15 protein-coding genes and 1 tRNA gene are annotated in these 16,370 nt (G+C 64.8%); 10 read left to right on the top strand and 6 right to left on the bottom strand.

Annotation, left to right across the window (positions count from 1 at the left end; genetic code table 11):
- Window positions 1-51: 51 nt before the first annotated feature.
- The 4 genes from ltrA to ftsY all read right to left on the bottom strand — a co-directional run bounded on the left by ltrA (window position 52) and on the right by ftsY (window position 4,689).
- On the bottom strand, window positions 52-1,551 hold the full coding sequence (gene ltrA / locus AC22G6_RS04590; protein WP_487365803.1) for a group II intron reverse transcriptase/maturase: 1,500 nt from the start codon (window positions 1,549-1,551) through the stop codon (window positions 52-54).
- A gap of 374 nt (window positions 1,552-1,925) precedes the next feature.
- On the bottom strand, window positions 1,926-2,822 hold the full coding sequence (ftsX, locus tag AC22G6_RS04585; RefSeq protein WP_487365802.1) for a permease-like cell division protein FtsX: 897 nt from the start codon (window positions 2,820-2,822) through the stop codon (window positions 1,926-1,928).
- Window positions 2,819-3,478: a cell division ATP-binding protein FtsE gene (locus AC22G6_RS04580; protein ID WP_487365801.1), complete on the bottom strand. Its 660-nt coding sequence runs from the start codon at window positions 3,476-3,478 to the stop codon at window positions 2,819-2,821. The genes ftsX and AC22G6_RS04580 overlap by 4 nt, the downstream gene beginning before the upstream one ends.
- Window positions 3,475-4,689, bottom strand: coding sequence for a signal recognition particle-docking protein FtsY (gene ftsY / locus AC22G6_RS04575; RefSeq protein WP_487365800.1), 1,215 nt, complete (start codon window positions 4,687-4,689; stop codon window positions 3,475-3,477). The genes AC22G6_RS04580 and ftsY overlap by 4 nt, the downstream gene beginning before the upstream one ends.
- 152 nt (window positions 4,690-4,841) lie before the next feature.
- Here ftsY and AC22G6_RS04570 point away from each other — a divergent pair, with 152 nt between their 5' ends.
- The 5 genes from AC22G6_RS04570 to AC22G6_RS04550 are packed head-to-tail and all read left to right on the top strand — an operon-like array spanning window position 4,842 to window position 8,899.
- A complete protein-coding gene (locus AC22G6_RS04570) occupies window positions 4,842-6,212 on the top strand; it encodes a M16 family metallopeptidase (RefSeq protein WP_487365799.1) in 1,371 nt (456 codons plus the stop codon).
- A 21-nt stretch (window positions 6,213-6,233) separates the two neighbouring features.
- Window positions 6,234-7,607 (top strand): M16 family metallopeptidase, encoded by a 1,374-nt coding sequence (locus AC22G6_RS04565; RefSeq protein ID WP_487365798.1) that lies wholly within the window; start codon window positions 6,234-6,236, stop codon window positions 7,605-7,607.
- Window positions 7,604-8,143, top strand: a complete 540-nt coding sequence (rsmD, locus tag AC22G6_RS04560; protein WP_108949403.1) for a 16S rRNA (guanine(966)-N(2))-methyltransferase RsmD — start codon at window positions 7,604-7,606, stop codon at window positions 8,141-8,143. Before AC22G6_RS04565 ends, rsmD begins: the two co-directional genes overlap by 4 nt.
- Window positions 8,140-8,631 (top strand): pantetheine-phosphate adenylyltransferase, encoded by a 492-nt coding sequence (coaD, locus tag AC22G6_RS04555; RefSeq protein ID WP_487365797.1) that lies wholly within the window; start codon window positions 8,140-8,142, stop codon window positions 8,629-8,631. Before rsmD ends, coaD begins: the two co-directional genes overlap by 4 nt.
- A gap of 16 nt (window positions 8,632-8,647) precedes the next feature.
- Complete coding sequence (locus AC22G6_RS04550; RefSeq protein WP_108949405.1) at window positions 8,648-8,899, top strand: YfhL family 4Fe-4S dicluster ferredoxin; 252 nt, start codon at window positions 8,648-8,650, stop codon at window positions 8,897-8,899.
- 75 nt (window positions 8,900-8,974) lie between these two features.
- On the opposite strand, the gene AC22G6_RS04545 is transcribed toward AC22G6_RS04550, so the two are convergent.
- Both AC22G6_RS04545 and mutM read right to left on the bottom strand, forming a co-directional pair.
- Window positions 8,975-10,936, bottom strand: a complete 1,962-nt coding sequence (locus AC22G6_RS04545; protein ID WP_487365796.1) for a dynamin family protein — start codon at window positions 10,934-10,936, stop codon at window positions 8,975-8,977.
- Between the two features lie 119 nt (window positions 10,937-11,055).
- The gene (gene mutM / locus AC22G6_RS04540) at window positions 11,056-11,877 is read right to left on the bottom strand and encodes a bifunctional DNA-formamidopyrimidine glycosylase/DNA-(apurinic or apyrimidinic site) lyase (protein ID WP_487365795.1); all 822 of its coding nucleotides are present in this window, start codon (window positions 11,875-11,877) and stop codon (window positions 11,056-11,058) included.
- A 192-nt stretch (window positions 11,878-12,069) separates the two neighbouring features.
- Between mutM and AC22G6_RS04535 the strand changes: the two genes are divergently transcribed.
- The 5 genes from AC22G6_RS04535 to AC22G6_RS04515 all read left to right on the top strand — a co-directional run bounded on the left by AC22G6_RS04535 (window position 12,070) and on the right by AC22G6_RS04515 (window position 16,345).
- The gene (locus tag AC22G6_RS04535) at window positions 12,070-13,779 is read left to right on the top strand and encodes a tetratricopeptide repeat protein (RefSeq protein ID WP_487365794.1); all 1,710 of its coding nucleotides are present in this window, start codon (window positions 12,070-12,072) and stop codon (window positions 13,777-13,779) included.
- Between the two features lie 14 nt (window positions 13,780-13,793).
- Window positions 13,794-14,366 (top strand): lipoprotein insertase outer membrane protein LolB, encoded by a 573-nt coding sequence (gene lolB, locus AC22G6_RS04530; protein ID WP_487365793.1) that lies wholly within the window; start codon window positions 13,794-13,796, stop codon window positions 14,364-14,366.
- Entirely contained in the window at window positions 14,348-15,226 is an 879-nt protein-coding gene (ispE, locus tag AC22G6_RS04525) for a 4-(cytidine 5'-diphospho)-2-C-methyl-D-erythritol kinase (protein WP_487365792.1), read from the top strand. Before lolB ends, ispE begins: the two co-directional genes overlap by 19 nt.
- 12 nt (window positions 15,227-15,238) lie before the next feature.
- Window positions 15,239-15,315, top strand: a tRNA-Gln gene (locus AC22G6_RS04520).
- 79 nt (window positions 15,316-15,394) lie between these two features.
- A complete protein-coding gene (locus AC22G6_RS04515; RefSeq protein ID WP_108949410.1) occupies window positions 15,395-16,345 on the top strand; it encodes a ribose-phosphate pyrophosphokinase in 951 nt (316 codons plus the stop codon).
- Window positions 16,346-16,370: the final 25 nt, after the last annotated feature.

Here is a 16,370-nt window from a genome sequence, read left to right as displayed (position 1 = left end):
GCCCCCGTCGCCCTCTCACACCACCGTACATGCGGTTCCGCATACGGCGGTTCATGAAAAACACTGGAGTCGTCGCGTCGTGTCGAGCAGCGACACCAGCCCCAAACGATCAAAGAAGGACTTCGGGAAGGCCGCATTCATGTGGCTGGCGCCACTGTTCCACCACGGCCCGCGCTGATTGAACGCTGAGCGAAACGCCCGCTCCTCCTTCAGTCCTGCCCTCACCAGGCTCTTGGCACGCGTATAGGGCCGCTTCCACTGCCGCCACAGGATGCAGCGCAGCTTACGCCGGAGCCAACCGTCGATCTCTTCCAGCACCCGCTTGGTCTCGGTCAGCTTGAAATACGCTGCCCAACCCCGTAGCACCGGATTCAATTCTTCGATCGTGGCGCGCACGCTGCGACCCCTCGCGCCTTTGAGCACATCGCGAATCTTGTCCTCCAGCCGTTTCAGGCTGACTGGCGCAATCCGCAGCTTCGGGGTCTTGTGCCATGTCAGGCTATAGCCCAGAAACTTCCTCTCCCACGGTCGTGCGACCGCGCTCTTGGCCTCATTGACCGTGAGCTTGAGCCGCTCGGATAGAAACTGGCTGATACCCGCCAGAACACGCTCGCCTGCCGCATGGCTTCGGACGTAAATGTTGCAGTCGTCTGCGTAACGGCAGAACGCGTGGCCCCGACGCGCCAGCTCCCGGTCCAATTCCGTCAGCACAATGTTCGACAGCAGCGGACTCAATGGGCCGCCTTGCGGCGTACCCTGCGTCCTCGGGCTGACCACCCCCTCTGCCATCATCCCTGCCTCCAGATACCGTCGAATCAGCTTCAGTACCCGCCCATCCTCGATCTTCTTCGCCAACTTTGCCATCAGGATGTCGTGATTGACCCGGTCAAAGAACTTCTCCAGATCCATATCCACCACGACTCGTCTGCCTTGGGCGACGTATTGCTGTGCCGCCTTGACCGCCTGATGGGCAGACCTCCCCGGTCGGAAGCCGTAGCTCGACTCGGAGAACTCCGCCTCGAAGATCGGTGAGAGCACCTGATGCAACGCTTGCTGGATCAAGCGATCCGTCAGCGTCGGAATGCCCAGCATCCTCATCCCACCTTGCGGTTTCGGAATATCCACTCGGCGCACTGCTTGCGGAACGTACATCCCCGCCAGCAGCTTGGCCTTGATCGTCGGCCAGTGTTGCTGCAAGTGAGCCTTGAATTCGGACACCCCGATGCCATCGACACCGGCCGCACCCTTGTTCCTGACCACCCGCTCATACGCAAGCCACAGGTTGCCGCGCTCACACACGACTTCCATCAGCCCGCTTTCACACGCCCACTCCGCTTTCGTCCGCTCAACACCCGCCGATTCAACCTCGACACGCAGCCCAGCACCCTCCAGATACCGTCCAGACTCCTCTGCCCGCGCCCCATCTGCCCGATGGGCTTCTGTCTTCGTCAGTTTCATCGAGAAACGTTCGCCTACTCGCGTTCTTCCATGTTCGGCCCTTCGCCCCAAACCGGCGGCTACTATGGCCTCGGCTGACTTCCTCACGCGCATCCCGACGCCTCACGACGTCAGTAGCACCATGGCACCCGTGAGGATCTCCCCGGGTATGACGCACATACCTTCACGCTTATGCCTGTCGGATCTACGCCACAGCGTTCCGTGCAAGTTTCGGGCTTTGACGATATTGGCCGCCTCACCCCACTGCAGCGCCTCGTATCCGCTTCCTGTTCGTCAGGCCAGCGCTTTGCCTTCGGCTTCCTCCAGATTCGCAGTTGCCCGCGACACCCTTGCCGTTCAGCTAACTCTTCCCCTTGCCGGGTGAGTAGAGGACTTACACCTCCTAGTAAGTGCGCCCTGCCGGGCGCACCAAAACAAAGCGGGCGCCCAGTGGCGCCCGCTTTGCGATTGAAACGGCTTGCGACGCCTCAGGCCGAAGCCAGGTGACGGCGCACCGAGATCTCCGCACCAAGCCAGCCCAGAAAGGCTGCAAACGACACGATCGCGAGCGACTCCGGCCACTGCGGCCCGGCCAGCGAAAACACCGCGCCATAGGTCTCCGCCAGCCCTGCAACCGGTGCGGCCAGCGCGGCCACGCCCAGCCACACGGCCCCCAGCGCCACCAGGCCACCAAGCACGCCCTGCAGGCCGCCGAACCAGTAGAAGGGGCGGCGGATGAAAGGATCGGTCGCGCCCAAGAGCCGGCTCACCTCGATCTCTGCCCGCTGGGTAAGAATCTGCAGCCGGATGGTATTGAAGGTGACGATGACCAGCGCGAAACCGAGCAGCCCCGCCAGCATCAGCACCGCCGAGCGGCCGAGCACAAGCAGCGCATGCAGCCGCTTCACCCATCCCGAGTCGAGCTGCACATGTGCCACCCTGGGCCAGGTCTTCATCTCGCCGGTGAGCGCTTCGAAGGCAGCGGGATCGCCGGTGCGCAGCGTCACCACGAAGGCGTCGGGCAGCGGGTTGGCATCGAGCCCGCCAAGCACGTCACCCAGCCCGCCCCGCTCCAGTTGCTGCAGGGCTTCGTCCCGCGGCACAAAGCGGAAGCTGGCCAGTTGCGGATCGGCGCGCAGGCGCTTCTCGATGGCTGCGGCGTCGGCTTCGTCGGCACCGGTTTCGAGAAAGACGCTGATCTCCGGCGTGCCCGAAACCCCGCGCGCAAGCGAAGCGATATTGTCCAGCAGCAGATAGCCGCCTGCCGGCAGCGACAGGGCAATGCCCATCACCAGCGCCGACAGCAAGGTGCCCAGAGGCTGGCTGGCAAGGCGCCCGAGCGCCTGGGCGATCGCCCTGAAATGCAGATAGAACCAGTTGCTCATGCGCCCTCCGTCAGCAGACCCTTGGCCAGCGTCAGCCGACGCGGCGAGGACTCGGCGAACAGGGTCGCATCATGGGTGGATACGAGCACGGTGACACCTGCACTGTTGAATGATTTGAACAAGGCGGCAATCCCGGCCGCAGTGGCCGAATCCAGATGCGCCGTCGGTTCGTCGGCAAGCAGGATCGAGGGGCGGTTGACGATGGCACGGGCAATGGCGACCCGTTGCTGCTCACCGCCCGACAGGCCCGCCGGCATCTCTCTTCCCCGCCCGTCCAGCCCCACGCGCTCGAGTGCCGCCGCGACACGCTTGGCGGCGTCGCCGGGCGGGTGTCCGGTGATGACCAGCGGCAGCATCACGTTGTCGAACACCGAACGGTCGAACAGCAGGCGGCTTTCCTGCAGCACCAGCCCGAGGTTGCGCCGCAGGTAGGGAATGGCGCGCGACGGCAGCCGGGACACATCCTGCCCGTTGATCCGCACCGCACCCGCGGTCGGCCGTTCAATGGCCGGGATCAGCTTGAGCAGGGTGCTCTTGCCTGCGCCTGAATGGCCCGACAGCACCACCAGTTCGCCATGGCGAATCTCGAAGCTGACGCCGGCAAGCGCCGTGTAGCCGCCCGCATAGCGTTTGGCAACGTCCTCGAAAACGATCATGCCTTGTCGCCCCTGGCCGCAGCGTTTGCCCCGGCAAGCGGCTCGAACAGGGCGTCGACGAACTCACGCGACTTGAAGGGCTGCAGATCGTCGATGCCTTCGCCCACGCCGATGAAGCGCAAAGGCTTGGGGCACTGACGCGCGATTGCGGCAATGACGCCGCCCTTGGCCGTGCCGTCGAGCTTGGTCACCACCAGTCCGGTGACACCGATGGCGGCATCGAAGGCCTTGACCTGGGCGAGTGCGTTCTGGCCGATGTTGGCGTCGAGCACCAGCACGACCTCGTGCGGACCGGTGGGGTCGGCCTTGGTCACGACGCGGCGCACCTTGGCGATTTCCTCCATCAGGTGCAGCTGGGTCGGCAGACGCCCGGCCGTATCGGCGAGCACGATATCGATGCCGCGCGCACGCGCCGCGTTGATGGCGTCGAAGATCACTGCAGCCGCATCACCGCCGTCCTGCGCGATCACGGTCACGTTGTTGCGCTGCCCCCAGGTCATCAGCTGCTCACGCGCAGCGGCGCGGAAGGTATCGCCCGCGGCCAGCAGCACGCTCTTGCCCTGAAGCTGGAAGTACTTGGCGAGCTTGCCGATCGAGGTCGTCTTGCCCGAGCCATTCACCCCCGCAATCATGATGATGTAGGGCTTGTGGCCGGACACGTCGAGCGGCTGCTCGAGCGGCGCGATGATCTTGTGCAGGCCATCGGCCAGCGCCTGCTGCAGCTGGTCGGCGGTTTCGAGCTTGTCGCGCTTCCAGCGCAGGCGCAGGTCGTCGATCAGGTGCTGGGTGGCGTCGACGCCGCAGTCGGCCATCAGCAGCGTTGATTCGAGCTCTTCGAGGAGGTCCTCGTCGATCTTTCTGCGCCCGAACAGGCTCGCCAGACCGCCACCGAACTGCTGCCGGGTTCGCGACAGGCCGGCCTTGAGGCGCTCGGCCCACGAACGCTTGGGCGCAGCCGCCTGTTCGACTGCGGACGCAGCCACGGCCGGGGTAACGACCGGGGTAACGGCGGCGGGCGCGGCAGGTGAGACAGGCGCTTCAGGCTCGACCGCATCCGGCGTCACCTTCGCAGGCACCGCAGGCTTCTCCTCGGGCAGCGGCGCGGGGACGGGTGCTGCGGTTTCAGTGGTTGAGGGCGCGGACGGATCGTCGGCAGACGGCGTTACGGCAGGCTTTTCGGACTTGCCGGACTTCTTGAAGAAACCAAACATGGGCGCTCGGGTCAGAGGGATCGTTCGGGTGGGCGCCATCGCACTGAGCGGGCGCTGCAATCCGGATAGGACTAAGATGCGGCTCCGCGTCGTTCCGGCTTCGGCCGAAGCGAGCATGGCGCCCCGAATTCTATCAGATGCAGGACATCTCCATGTTTCACCAGACCTTTCCACGCTTGCTGCTTGCCGGTGCCACGCTGCTGCTCAGCCTGGGCGCCCACGCCAACCCGTTCGAGACCACGCTCGCCAATGGCATGAAGGTGATCGTCAAGGAAGACCGCAGGGCTCCCTCGGTCGTGCACATGGTGTGGTATCGCACCGGATCGATGGACGAGCCCGAAGGCGTCTCCGGCGTCGCCCATGTGCTCGAACACCTGATGTTCAAGGGCACGAAAACGCTGAAGGCAGGCGAGTTCAACAAGCGCGTTGCGGCAGTGGGCGGGCGTGACAACGCCTTCACCAGCAAGGATTACACCGCGTACTTTCAGCAAGTACCGCCTTCGCATCTCGGCCAGATGATGACGCTCGAAGCGGATCGCATGCGCAACCTCGTCATCACCGACGGCGAGTTTGCGCGCGAGCGCGCCGTGGTCCAGGAGGAGCGCCGCCTGCGCACCGACGACCAGCCCCGCGCCCTCGTGTACGAACAGCTGATGTCCACCGCCTTTCAGGCGCACCCTTACCGGCGTCCGGTCATCGGCTGGATGAGCGACCTCGAGGCGATGAAGGCAGAAGACGCGAGGACCTGGTACCGACGCTGGTACGCCCCCAACAATGCCTATCTGGTCGTCGTCGGCGACGTCGACCACAAGTCCGTCTTCGAGATGGCGCGCGAGCACTACGGCAAGATCAAGGCGAATCCCCTGCCCGAGCGCAGGATCAGCACCGAACCCGAACAGCAGGGGCCGCGCAGCGCGGTGGTGAAGGCGCCGGCCGAGCTGCCCTACCTGGCCATGGCCTGGAAGGTGCCGGCACTGCGCAACCCCGACGCTGACCGTGACGCCTATGCCCTGCAGGTTCTGGCCGCGATCCTCGACGGCTACGACGGCGCCCGTCTCAACAGTCGCCTGGTGCGCGACAGCCGGATCGCGATGTCGGCCGGGGCCGGCTACGACGGCACCGGCCGCGGCCCCTCCCTGTTCTACCTCGACGGCGTGCCGGCGGCCGGTCAGAGCATGGAGAGCCTTGAAACCGCGCTGCGCGCCGAGCTTCAGCGAATTCGTGACGAAGGGGTCAGCGAGGCCGAGCTCAACCGGGTCAAGACCCAGGCACTCGCAAGCAAGGTCTACAAGCGCGACTCGCTGATGGGGCAGGCGATGGAGATCGGCTATATCGAGGCCGCCGGCCTGTCCTGGCGCGACGATGAGCGTCTGCTCGAAGGTCTGCGCGAAGTCACGGCCGACGAGGTACGCAGCGTCGCACAGCGTTACTTCAGCGACGACACCCTGAGCATTGCCCGCCTGGACCCGCTTCCCGTAGGCAAAAAGACCCCGCGCTCACCGCTTTCCGCCATCCGTCACTGACCTTCCGGAAGACTGCTTTCAATGACAGCACGCATCGCTTTCCCGGCAGCCGCATCGCTGCTGCGCAACAGTCTGGCCCTGGCGGCCGGCCTCCTCTTTTTCGGCAATACGGCGCTGGCCGGACCGGACATCCAGCAATGGACGGCCAGCACCGGCGCCCGCGTCCAGTTCGTCGAGAGCCGGGCCCTGCCGCTGGTGGACATTCAGATCGACTTTGCCGCCGGCAGCGCCGTCGAACCGGCAGACAAGGCCGGCCTCGCAGGACTCACCCGGGGCCTGCTCGATGCTGGCGCCGGCACGCTGGACGAACAGGCGGTGTCCGACCTCAGCGCGGACATCGGCGCCCAGATCGGCGGCGGCACCGACAACGATCGCACCAACCTGTCGATCCGCAGCCTGTCTTCAGCCAGGGAGCTCAACGCCGCTGTCGACCTCGCGGCCACCCTGGTCTCGGACCCGACCTTTCCCGCGGCGGTCCTCGATCGCGAACGCGAACGTGCAATCGCCGGCCTGCGTGAATCCCTCACCAAGCCGGGGACGCTGGCTGCACGCAGCTTCAACGAGGTCGCCTACTCGGGCCATCCCTATGGCAGAAACGTCACGGCCGAATCGCTCGCCGCCATCAGCCGCGACGACCTGGTCGCCTTTCACCGCGACCACTACGCCGCCCGGTACGCCTCGGTCAGCATCGTGGGCGACGTGGACCGTGCCACCGCCGAAGAAATTGCCGTCCGCCTGACGAACCGGCTTCCCGCCGGCGTCGACACAGCCCCCCTGGCTGCGCCGGTGCAGCCAGCGGCACAGACCCTGCGCATCGCCCACCCCTCTGCACAGGCGCACATCGTGATCGGACAGCCGGGCATGGCGCGTGAAGACGCCGACTATTTCCCCCTGCTTGTCGGCAACTACGTGCTTGGCGGCGGCGGCTTCGTTTCCCGCCTGACGCGTGAGGTGCGCGAGAAGCGGGGCTTCGCCTACAGCGTCTACAGCTACTTCGCACCGCAGCAGGTCGCGGGACCGTTCGAGATCGGGCTGCAGACCCGCGGCACGCAGACCACCGAAGCACTCAAGGTGGTGAATGACACCCTCAACACCTTCATCGCCGAAGGTCCGACCGCCGCCGAACTGCAGGCGGCCAAGGACAACCTGGTCAATGGATTCGGGCTGCGTCTGGACTCGAATCGCAAGATCCTCGACTATGTCGCCATGATCGGCTTTTACCAGCTTCCGCTCGACTGGCTCGACCGCTACCCGCGTGCGGTGGCGGCGGTGTCCCGCGAACAGGTGCGTGACGCGTTCTCGCGCCGCATCCGCCCCGAGCACCTCGTGACCATCATTGCCGGCGGCGACGGCGACGTTGAGACGACCGGCAACGCAGGTGACAAGGGCCGATGAGTCGTGTTCGCATTGTCGGCGGCGAATGGCGCTCCCGCCTGCTCGACGTGGCCCGCGTGCCCGGACTGCGCCCCACACCCGATCGTGTGCGTGAGACGCTGTTCAACTGGCTGGGACAGGATCTCGACGGACTGAACTGCCTCGACCTCTTTGCCGGCACCGGCATTCTCGGGTTTGAAGCGGCCTCGCGCGGCGCCGAAAAGGTCACGATGGTCGAGTACGACCCCCGTGCTTTTGGTGCGTTGAAGCAGGCTGCAGAAACCCTACGAGCGTCGCAGGTAGAGATCATTCGCGGCGATGCGGTAAAATTCCTGCAATCCACCCCTCGGAAGTTCGATGTGGTGTTTCTTGATCCGCCATACAGGCAGGGCTGGATCGAGCGCGTGGCGCCTCTGATCGACAGAATCATGCAGCCGGATGGATGGCTGTATGTCGAATCGGAGTCGACGGTGACGCACCTGGGCGGATGGCAGACAGTCAAACAGGGTCACGCCGGACAGGTTCATTTCCATCTCATGCAGGGAACGCAGAAATGAAGGATGTGGTGGCGCTATACCCAGGAACCTTCGACCCGTTCACGCGGGGACACGAAGATATCGTACGACGTGCAGCGCTGTTGTTCGAGGAAGTCGTGGTAGCGGTGGCTGCGAGCCCGGGCAAAGGCCCGATCTTCAGTCTGGATGAACGCGTGGCCATTGCGCAGGAGGTGCTGAGCCCTTTTCCGAATGTTCGGGTCACGGGTTTCAGCGGACTGCTGATGGACTTCGTTCGCACTCAGCGCGCCCGGGTCGTATTGCGTGGCCTGCGTGCGGTTTCCGACTTCGAGTACGAGTTTCAGATGGCCGGGATGAACCGCAAGCTCTATCCGGACGTCGAAACGGTATTCCTGACGCCCGCCGAGGAATACATGTTCATCTCTGCCACCATGGTGCGCGAGATTGCCCGCCTGGGCGGGGACGTTAGCAAGTTCGTGCAGGCAAGCGTGCTTGCGCAGTTGCAGCACAAAGTGAATTTAAAGCGATAGCAAGGAAGCAATCCACATGTCTCTCATCATTACCGACGAATGCATCAACTGCGACGTCTGCGAACCCGAATGCCCCAACGGCGCGATCTACCAGGGTGACGAAATCTACGAGATCGACCCCAACAAGTGCACCGAGTGCGTAGGCCACTTCGACGAACCGCAGTGCCAGCAAGTCTGTCCGGTCGACTGTATCCCGCTCGATCCGAACAACGTCGAGACCAAGGAACAGTTGATGGAGAAATTCGTCAAGCTGACCGCGAAGAGCTGATCAGCCCCAACCCGGCTGAAAACACAAAGGGGCGAACATTGCGTTCGCCCCTTTTTTGTCTGCTCGGCTCGTCGCTCAGGCGACCCGGGCTTGCTGCTCCGCCTCTGCTGCCGGCTGCGCGCCCAGGGCGCGCATGATGTCAGCCTCGATTGCCGCCAGCTCTCCCAGCAGCACCAGCAAGCCGGCCTCGGCCTGCTTGAGTTCGTCCACCCGGTCTTCCAGCGTATCCGTGGCCTGATGGATTCGCTTCACGCTTTCCAGGCGACGCTTGAGTTGCAGTTGATACTCGCGCACCTGGGTCTCGAGCGGTGACATCACCGCACGCAGCCATTGCTCGACATCCCGGTTTGCAACTTCGAAGGTGCGACGCGCCTGAACCGCAACCGTCTCGAAAAACTTCTGCGTCAGGGTGTGCTTTTCGGTGGTCACCAGCGTCAGCGTGGTGTTGATCTGACGGTTGAACGCCTTTTCCAGACGGTCGAGTTCCGCCTCGTAGCGCTGCGTCGAAAACGCCTCGGGCGAGGTCAGCTGCAGACCATGCTCGACACTGAAACGCTTGTACATGCTGTCGAGCATGCGGGTGATCTCGGCAATCTCCGAGGTGGACTGGCTCAGATTGCCGCGCAGATGGGCGAAGAAACCTTCCATCGCATCACGCAGGCCGCGGGTGAAGCTCGACTCGAGCATGGCCTCGCGCGTGCGGCGGGTCTCGTTGCGCAATGCATCGAGACCCAGGTGCGTGAGCAGGTTATTGGTCAGATTCGAGAACACCGAGCGCACCGCATAGTATTTCTGCAAACCCTGCTCGAACTCCTCCTTTTCGACCCGGATCTTGCGCATCATGTATTCGATGACGTTCTGGTTCTTGCCGCGCAGATCGGTGAGCTCCTGCAACTGCTCGCGCACGCCATAGAGCCGCGCATCCAGCAGCGCCGTGGTCTGGCGCACCAGGTCGGAGGTTTCGCCGAGCGTGTTTTCGCGCACGATTTCCTGCTTGGTCGGCAGCAGGTCTTCCGTCAGCGCGCGCTCGAGTTCCGGCAGGCGACTGCGTGCCAGCAGCGACGCATCCCCATTGACCCGCGCAACCAGTCCCTTTTGCGCAGAGACGGGGAAAACCGCCTGCGGCTCCACGTCCAGCGTGTCGGCAACGGTCTGAACCTGGCGCGTGATCTCAGCCTCGATCCGGGCGTCATCGCGCAGTCCGTCCCACAGGCCGTCGATCTTGTTGAGCACGACCATGCGCCCGCGCTGCCGCCCCTGACCGACGCTGACGTACTCACGCCATACCGCGAGATCGCTCTGGGTCACACCGGTATCGGCGGCCAGGATGAACAGCACCGCATGCGCATTGGGCAGCAGTGACAGGGTCAGTTCGGGCTCGGCACCAATGGCATTCAGACCCGGCGTATCAAGCACCACCAGCCCCTGCTCGAGCAAGGGGTGGGGAAACTGGATCACCGCATGGCGCCAGCTCGGCACTTCCACCAGGCCATCGTTGCCGGGCTTCAGACCGTCATCGCCCCGTGGGTCCACCTTGAATCCGAGGCGCTCGGCCTCGTCCTGGCTTACCCGGTGCACCTCGCCGACGCGCGCCAGCGCGCCCTGCAGCTCCTTGGCGGAACCCGCCGTGAGCGGCACCACGGTCCATTCATCGGCCTTGAGCTTGAGTTCGCTGACCTGCGCCTGCAACACCCGGGTCGCAATCGGCAGCAGCCGCAACTCAGGCGTCGCCCCGGCAGTCCATTGCAGCTCGGTCGGGCACATGGTGGTGCGGCCGGCGCTGGACGGAAGAATGCGGTCTCCGAAATCGGAGAAGAAGATGGCGTTGATCAGCTCGGACTTGCCACGCGAAAACTCGGCGACAAATGCGATCGTCAGCTTGTCCTCGCGCAGGCGCTCAATCACGTACTGCAGGCGGAGGTCGGCCTGTGCATCGCCAACATCGTTGCGCGTCAACCAGCTGCGCAAACGCGCCACCGATTCCATGGCCGCGCCGCGCCAGCGGCTGTAGGCGGAAAACTGTTCTGCCAGAGTCATGATCAATTCACCTGTTCTGCCAATACTTTGAGCGCGCATGACGCTCACTCCGTGAGCATAGCGCCGATCGCACCGGCGTGCCATTCCTTCGTCCCCTCGTCTGCCAGGCCGCCACGGGCTCAGCGCCCCCGCCGCTGGCACTGCGGGCAGAAAAAACTCGCCCGCTGCCCGCTCACAAGCCGCTCGACCGGCGTACTGCAGACCCGGCACGACTCGCCGTCGCGTCCGTAGACGAAGTACTGCTGCTGAAAGTAGCCGGGCTGGCCGTCGCCACCGACGAAGTCACGCAGGGTACTGCCTCCGGCCTCGATTGCGGCGCTCAGGGTCGCCCGCACCGCCTCCGCGAGGCGCTGGTAACGTGCCAGCCCGATGCGTCCCGCCTGCTCCAGCGGATGAATGCGGGCGCGGAACAGGCTTTCGGACGCGTAGATATTACCCACCCCGACGACGCGATGGCTGTCCATCAGCACGTGCTTTACCGGCGCACGCAGACCGCGACTCAGCCGATACAGGCACTCGCCGTCGAAGGCGTCGCCCAGCGGCTCCGGCCCGAGCGAGGCGAGCAGCGGATGCATCTCGGCTGCGCCCTGCTGCCACACCACCAGACCGAAACGGCGCGGATCGCGCAGACGCAAGGCGCGATCGCCGAACACGAAATCCACATGGTCATGGACACCGGCGGGCTCGTCGGGATCGATCACCCTCAGGCTGCCCGACATGCCAAGATGCACGATCACGCTGCCATTGCCGAAATCGAACACCAGATACTTTGCCCGGCGCCATACGCGCACCAGGCCGCGTCCGCACACCTCCTCGGCAAGGGCTGGCGGAACAGGCTGGCGCAAGCGCGGATTCCGCACCGCAAGCCCCGTCAGCACGCGCCCTTCGACATGCGGGCGAACGCCGCGACAGGTGGTTTCGACTTCGGGCAACTCGGGCATCGGCAATCCGGAAAAGTGGGCTGAAGCGCAGGCAACTTGCCGGCGCAGGTGCAAAGTGCCTACCATGAGGCGAACCGAATTCTAGAACAGCCCTCCAAGCCATAGTACCTGCATCGCAGCCCTGCACCCCGTGCAGCGCCCCGAACCTGCAAAGCCCGCCAGCCGAGCCCACGGAACCAGCCGGACCGCCTTATGAATCGCACCATTGCCCGCCGCCTAGCACACCTCGGCACCGCCCTCTTGCTGGGTCTGTCGCCGGGCGCCTTTGCCCTTGCACAGGAAGCGCCAGCTGCAAGCACACTGCCCGCACAGGAACTCACCCCGCAGACGCTTTACCGTTTCCTGCTGGCGGAAATCGCTGGCGCCCGCGGGCAGATCGGTCTGGCTGCGCAGCTCTACCTCGAAATCGCACGCGACACACGCGACCCGCGCATCGCGCGCCGGGCAGCCGAGGTGGCGCTGTTTGCGCGCAACGCCGACATGGCCGCCGAGGCCGCGCGAATCTGGAGCGAAGCCGACCCCGACTCGGAAGAGGCCAAGCGCCTGCTCGCAGGCGTCGTCAGTACGCACGGCGGCCGCATGGAAGACGTGCAGATCCAGCTCGCCCGCGCGCTCGCCCAGGCGCCTGCGAATCTCGACGCCAACCTCATGGGACTGAACCGGGCCTTGTCGCGACTGGAGGACAAACAGGCCGCCCAGTCGATGGTCATTCGCCTCACCGAGCCCTACCTCGACCACCCGGAGGCGCATTTCGCCCGCGCGCAGGCCGCTGCGATTGCCGGCAGCCCGATGGAGTCGCTGACGGCGATCAACGCCTCGCTGCTTCTGCGCCCGGACTGGGAGACCGGCCTGCTGTTCAAGGCCCAGCTCCTGATGCAGACCGGCGCGCATACCGAGGCAAGCCACCTGCTGCAGGAGGCGATCACGCGCCAGCCCAACAACCGCAACCTCCGTCTGGGCTACGCGCGCAGCCTGATTGCCGCCAAGCAGTTCGAAACCGCGCGCACCGAGTTCCGGACGCTGCAGGAGAGCGCACCGGGCGATCGCGACCTGCTGTACGCGGTTGCACTGCTGTCGCTGCAGCTTGACGACCCCAGCGCGGCCGAGCCGCTGCTGAAACAGGCACTGGAGGCCGGCCATCCCGAAGCGGACGCCATCCGGATCCATCTCGGACAGGTCGCCGAACAACGCGAAGACGGCGCGGCCGCGCGCAAGTGGTTCGAATCCGTCGGCCCCGGCGCGCATTACGCCGAAGCCCGTATCCGCAGCGCACACAGCCTGGCGCGCGAAGGCCAGATCAATGAAGCGCGCAGCCTGCTGCAGACACCGACGGAGGACGCAAACCTGAGCAGGCGCTTCCGCCTTGCCGAGGCGCAGATGCTGCGCGAAGCCGGGCGCACGGAGGACGCTTTCGACGTCATCGACGACGCCTTGCTGCAAGCGCCCGACGACGCCGATCTGCTCTACGAGTCTGCCATGCTCGCCGAGCGCCTGGACCGCCTCGAGGTCATGGAAGGACGTCTGCGCAAGGTCATTGCGCTGACGCCTGATCACGCACACGCGAAGAACGCGCTCGGCTACTCGCTTGCCGACCGCGGCATTCGCCTGGAAGAGGCGGAGCGGCTGATTGCCAGTGCACACGAGCTTGCACCGGACGATGCCTTCATCCTCGACAGCCTGGGCTGGGTCAGCTTCCGCCTTGGCGACAACGAGGCCGCGCTCGAGCACCTCCAGCGCGCCTACTCGATGCGCCCCGACCCTGAGATTGCAGCACATCTGAGCGAGGTCCTGTGGACGCTAGACCGCCGCGCCGAGGCCGAAACGCTGCTCGACGAAGCCCTTGCCGAACACCCTGACAACGAAGCCCTGCGCAGCACCGCCCTGCGCCTGCGCAAACCGTGAGGGCAGCCAGGCACGTGCGCCGCAGGCTTCTCGCGACCACCTTCGTCACCGCCCTGCTCGCAGCCTGCGCACCGCTGCAAACCGTGCCGGGAAGCGTCGCGGTGGTTCGCACCGCCAGCCCGTACTTCGAGCTCGATGGTCGCCTGTCCGCCACCGACGGCGAGCGCGCAGCCAACGGTCAGATCGAGTGGCGCCACGCCCAGTCCGCCGACCAATGGACCGCGTACAGTCCGCTGGGACAGATCGTCGCGCGCCTCGACAGCAACGCAGCAGGGGCCGAACTGATGCTCGCCGACGGCAGGCGTCAGCGCGCCGCCAGCGCATCCGAACTGCTTCCTGCGCTCATCGGCGTCGACCTTCCCCTGCAGCGCCTTCCCGGCTGGATTCAGGCCAGCCCGCAACCGGACGCCGAGGTCCGCAGCCTCGACGAGGTCGGCCGGCCAAGTCTGGTCATCGATCAGGGCTGGCGCATCGACTACACCGAATACCTCAATCCCGCGGCAGATGCCCTGCCGCGCCGCCTTGAAATATCGCGTGGCGACGCCCGCGTCCGACTTGTGATCGACCGATGGACTCTGCAACCCTGACCCACCCTGCAAACCCGCCCGCCCCGCAGCTCAGGGGCTGCCTCGCCCCGGCCAAGCTCAACCTCTTCCTGCATGTCACCGGTCGCAGGGCCGACGGCTACCACCTGCTGCAAACCGCATTCCGCTTGCTCGACTGGGGCGACACCCTCGATTTCAGCGTGCGCGAGGACGGCCAGATCCGCCGCCTGTCCGACCTGCCGGGCGTGCCCGAAGAGGAGGACATCGTGATCCGCGCCGCGCGCCTGCTGCAGCAGTCGACACACTGCAGCGCCGGCGCTGACATCACCGTGCACAAGGTCTTGCCGATGGGTGGCGGACTCGGCGGTGGAAGTTCGGATGCAGCCACGACACTGATGGCGCTCAACCACCTGTGGCGCACCGGCCTCAGCGCGGAACAGCTGCAGGCGCTCGGACTGACGCTCGGGGCCGACGTACCCTTCTTCATCTATGGCCGGGACGCGTTTGCCGAGGGCGTCGGCGAGAAATTCCAGCCGTTGCATCTCGATCCCGCCTGCTACGTTGTGGTGTCGCCAGGTGTCGGAATATCGACAGCAGAAATTTTTTCATCGAAGGACTTGACGAGAGATAGCGTCCCCATCAAAATAGCGGACTTAACAGCAAGCCATGCACGGAACGACCTGCAAGCAGTAGCGTGCAGAAAGTACCCGGAAGTGGCTGAGGCAATCGACTGGCTGGCGCAATTTGCACCGGCAAGGATGACTGGCTCAGGTGCCTGTGTGTATGCGGCAGTCGATTCGGAAGCTCAGGCTCAACGTATCGTCGATCAATGTCCGACACGCTGGCAGGCCTGGAAGGCAATTAGCCTGGCACAGCATCCCATGAGTCGCCTCGGCGGGTGATCAGGTTTCAATTGGGGAGTCGCCAAGTTGGTCAAGGCACCGGATTTTGATTCCGGCATTCGAAGGTTCGAATCCTTCTTCCCCAGCCATATTACGACGGGCAGGCCTCTGGCCTGCCCGAGTCGTTTTTGAAGACAGTTTCATTCTATCGGCATCGGAGATTCGGTCATGCCCTACGGCAGCCTGATGGTCTTCACTGGCAACGCCAACCCCAAACTCGCAGCAGATGTGGTTCGGCGGCTGGGCATTTCCCTCGGTTCGGCCACGGTAGGCCGCTTCTCCGACGGCGAAGTCAATGTGGAGTTGCTCGAAAACGTGCGTGGCAAGGATGTGTTCATCCTCCAGCCTACCTGCGCACCCACCAACGAGAACCTGATGGAAATGCTGGTCCTTGTCGACGCGCTCAAGCGCGCATCGGCCGGCCGCATCACCGCAGCAATCCCCTATTTCGGCTATGCCCGTCAGGATCGTCGTCCGCGCTCGGCCCGGGTGGCGATCACCGCCAAGGTCGTGGCCAACATGCTGCAGGCCGTCGGTGTCCAGCGTCTGCTGACCATGGACCTGCACGCTGACCAGATCCAGGGCTTCTTCGACATCGCGGTCGACAACGTCTACGCCGCACCGGTGCTGCTCGCCGATCTCGACAAGCAGAAATACGAAGACCTGATGGTGGTCTCGCCCGACGTCGGCGGCGTGGTGCGCGCACGTGCATTCGCCAAGCGTCTCGAGTGCGATCTCGCGATCATCGACAAGCGTCGCCCCAAGGCCAACGTTTCCGAGGTCATGAACATCATCGGTGAAGTCGAAGGCCGCACCTGCGTGATCATGGACGACATCGTCGACACCGCCGGTACGCTGTGCAAGGCGGCCAGCGCGCTCAAGGCCAACGGTGCCAAGCGCGTGCTTTCCTACTGCACGCACGCCGTGCTGTCGGGTGCTGCGGTTGCACGTATCAACGAATCCGAACTCGACGAACTGGTTGTCACCGACACCATTCCGCTGCGCGAGGATGCCAAGGCCAGCAACCGCATCCGCCAGGTCTCGGTGGCCTCGCTGCTGGCCGACACCATGCTGCGCATCAGCAACGAGGAATCGGTTTCCTCGCTGTTCATGGAATAACCCTTTCGGCCCGCGGCTTGCTGCG

This window comes from Parazoarcus sp. PS-13 R2A, from assembly GCF_057621855.1.
Note: the sequence above shows the minus strand (reverse complement) of the source record. Positions and strands in the feature narration are given on the sequence as shown.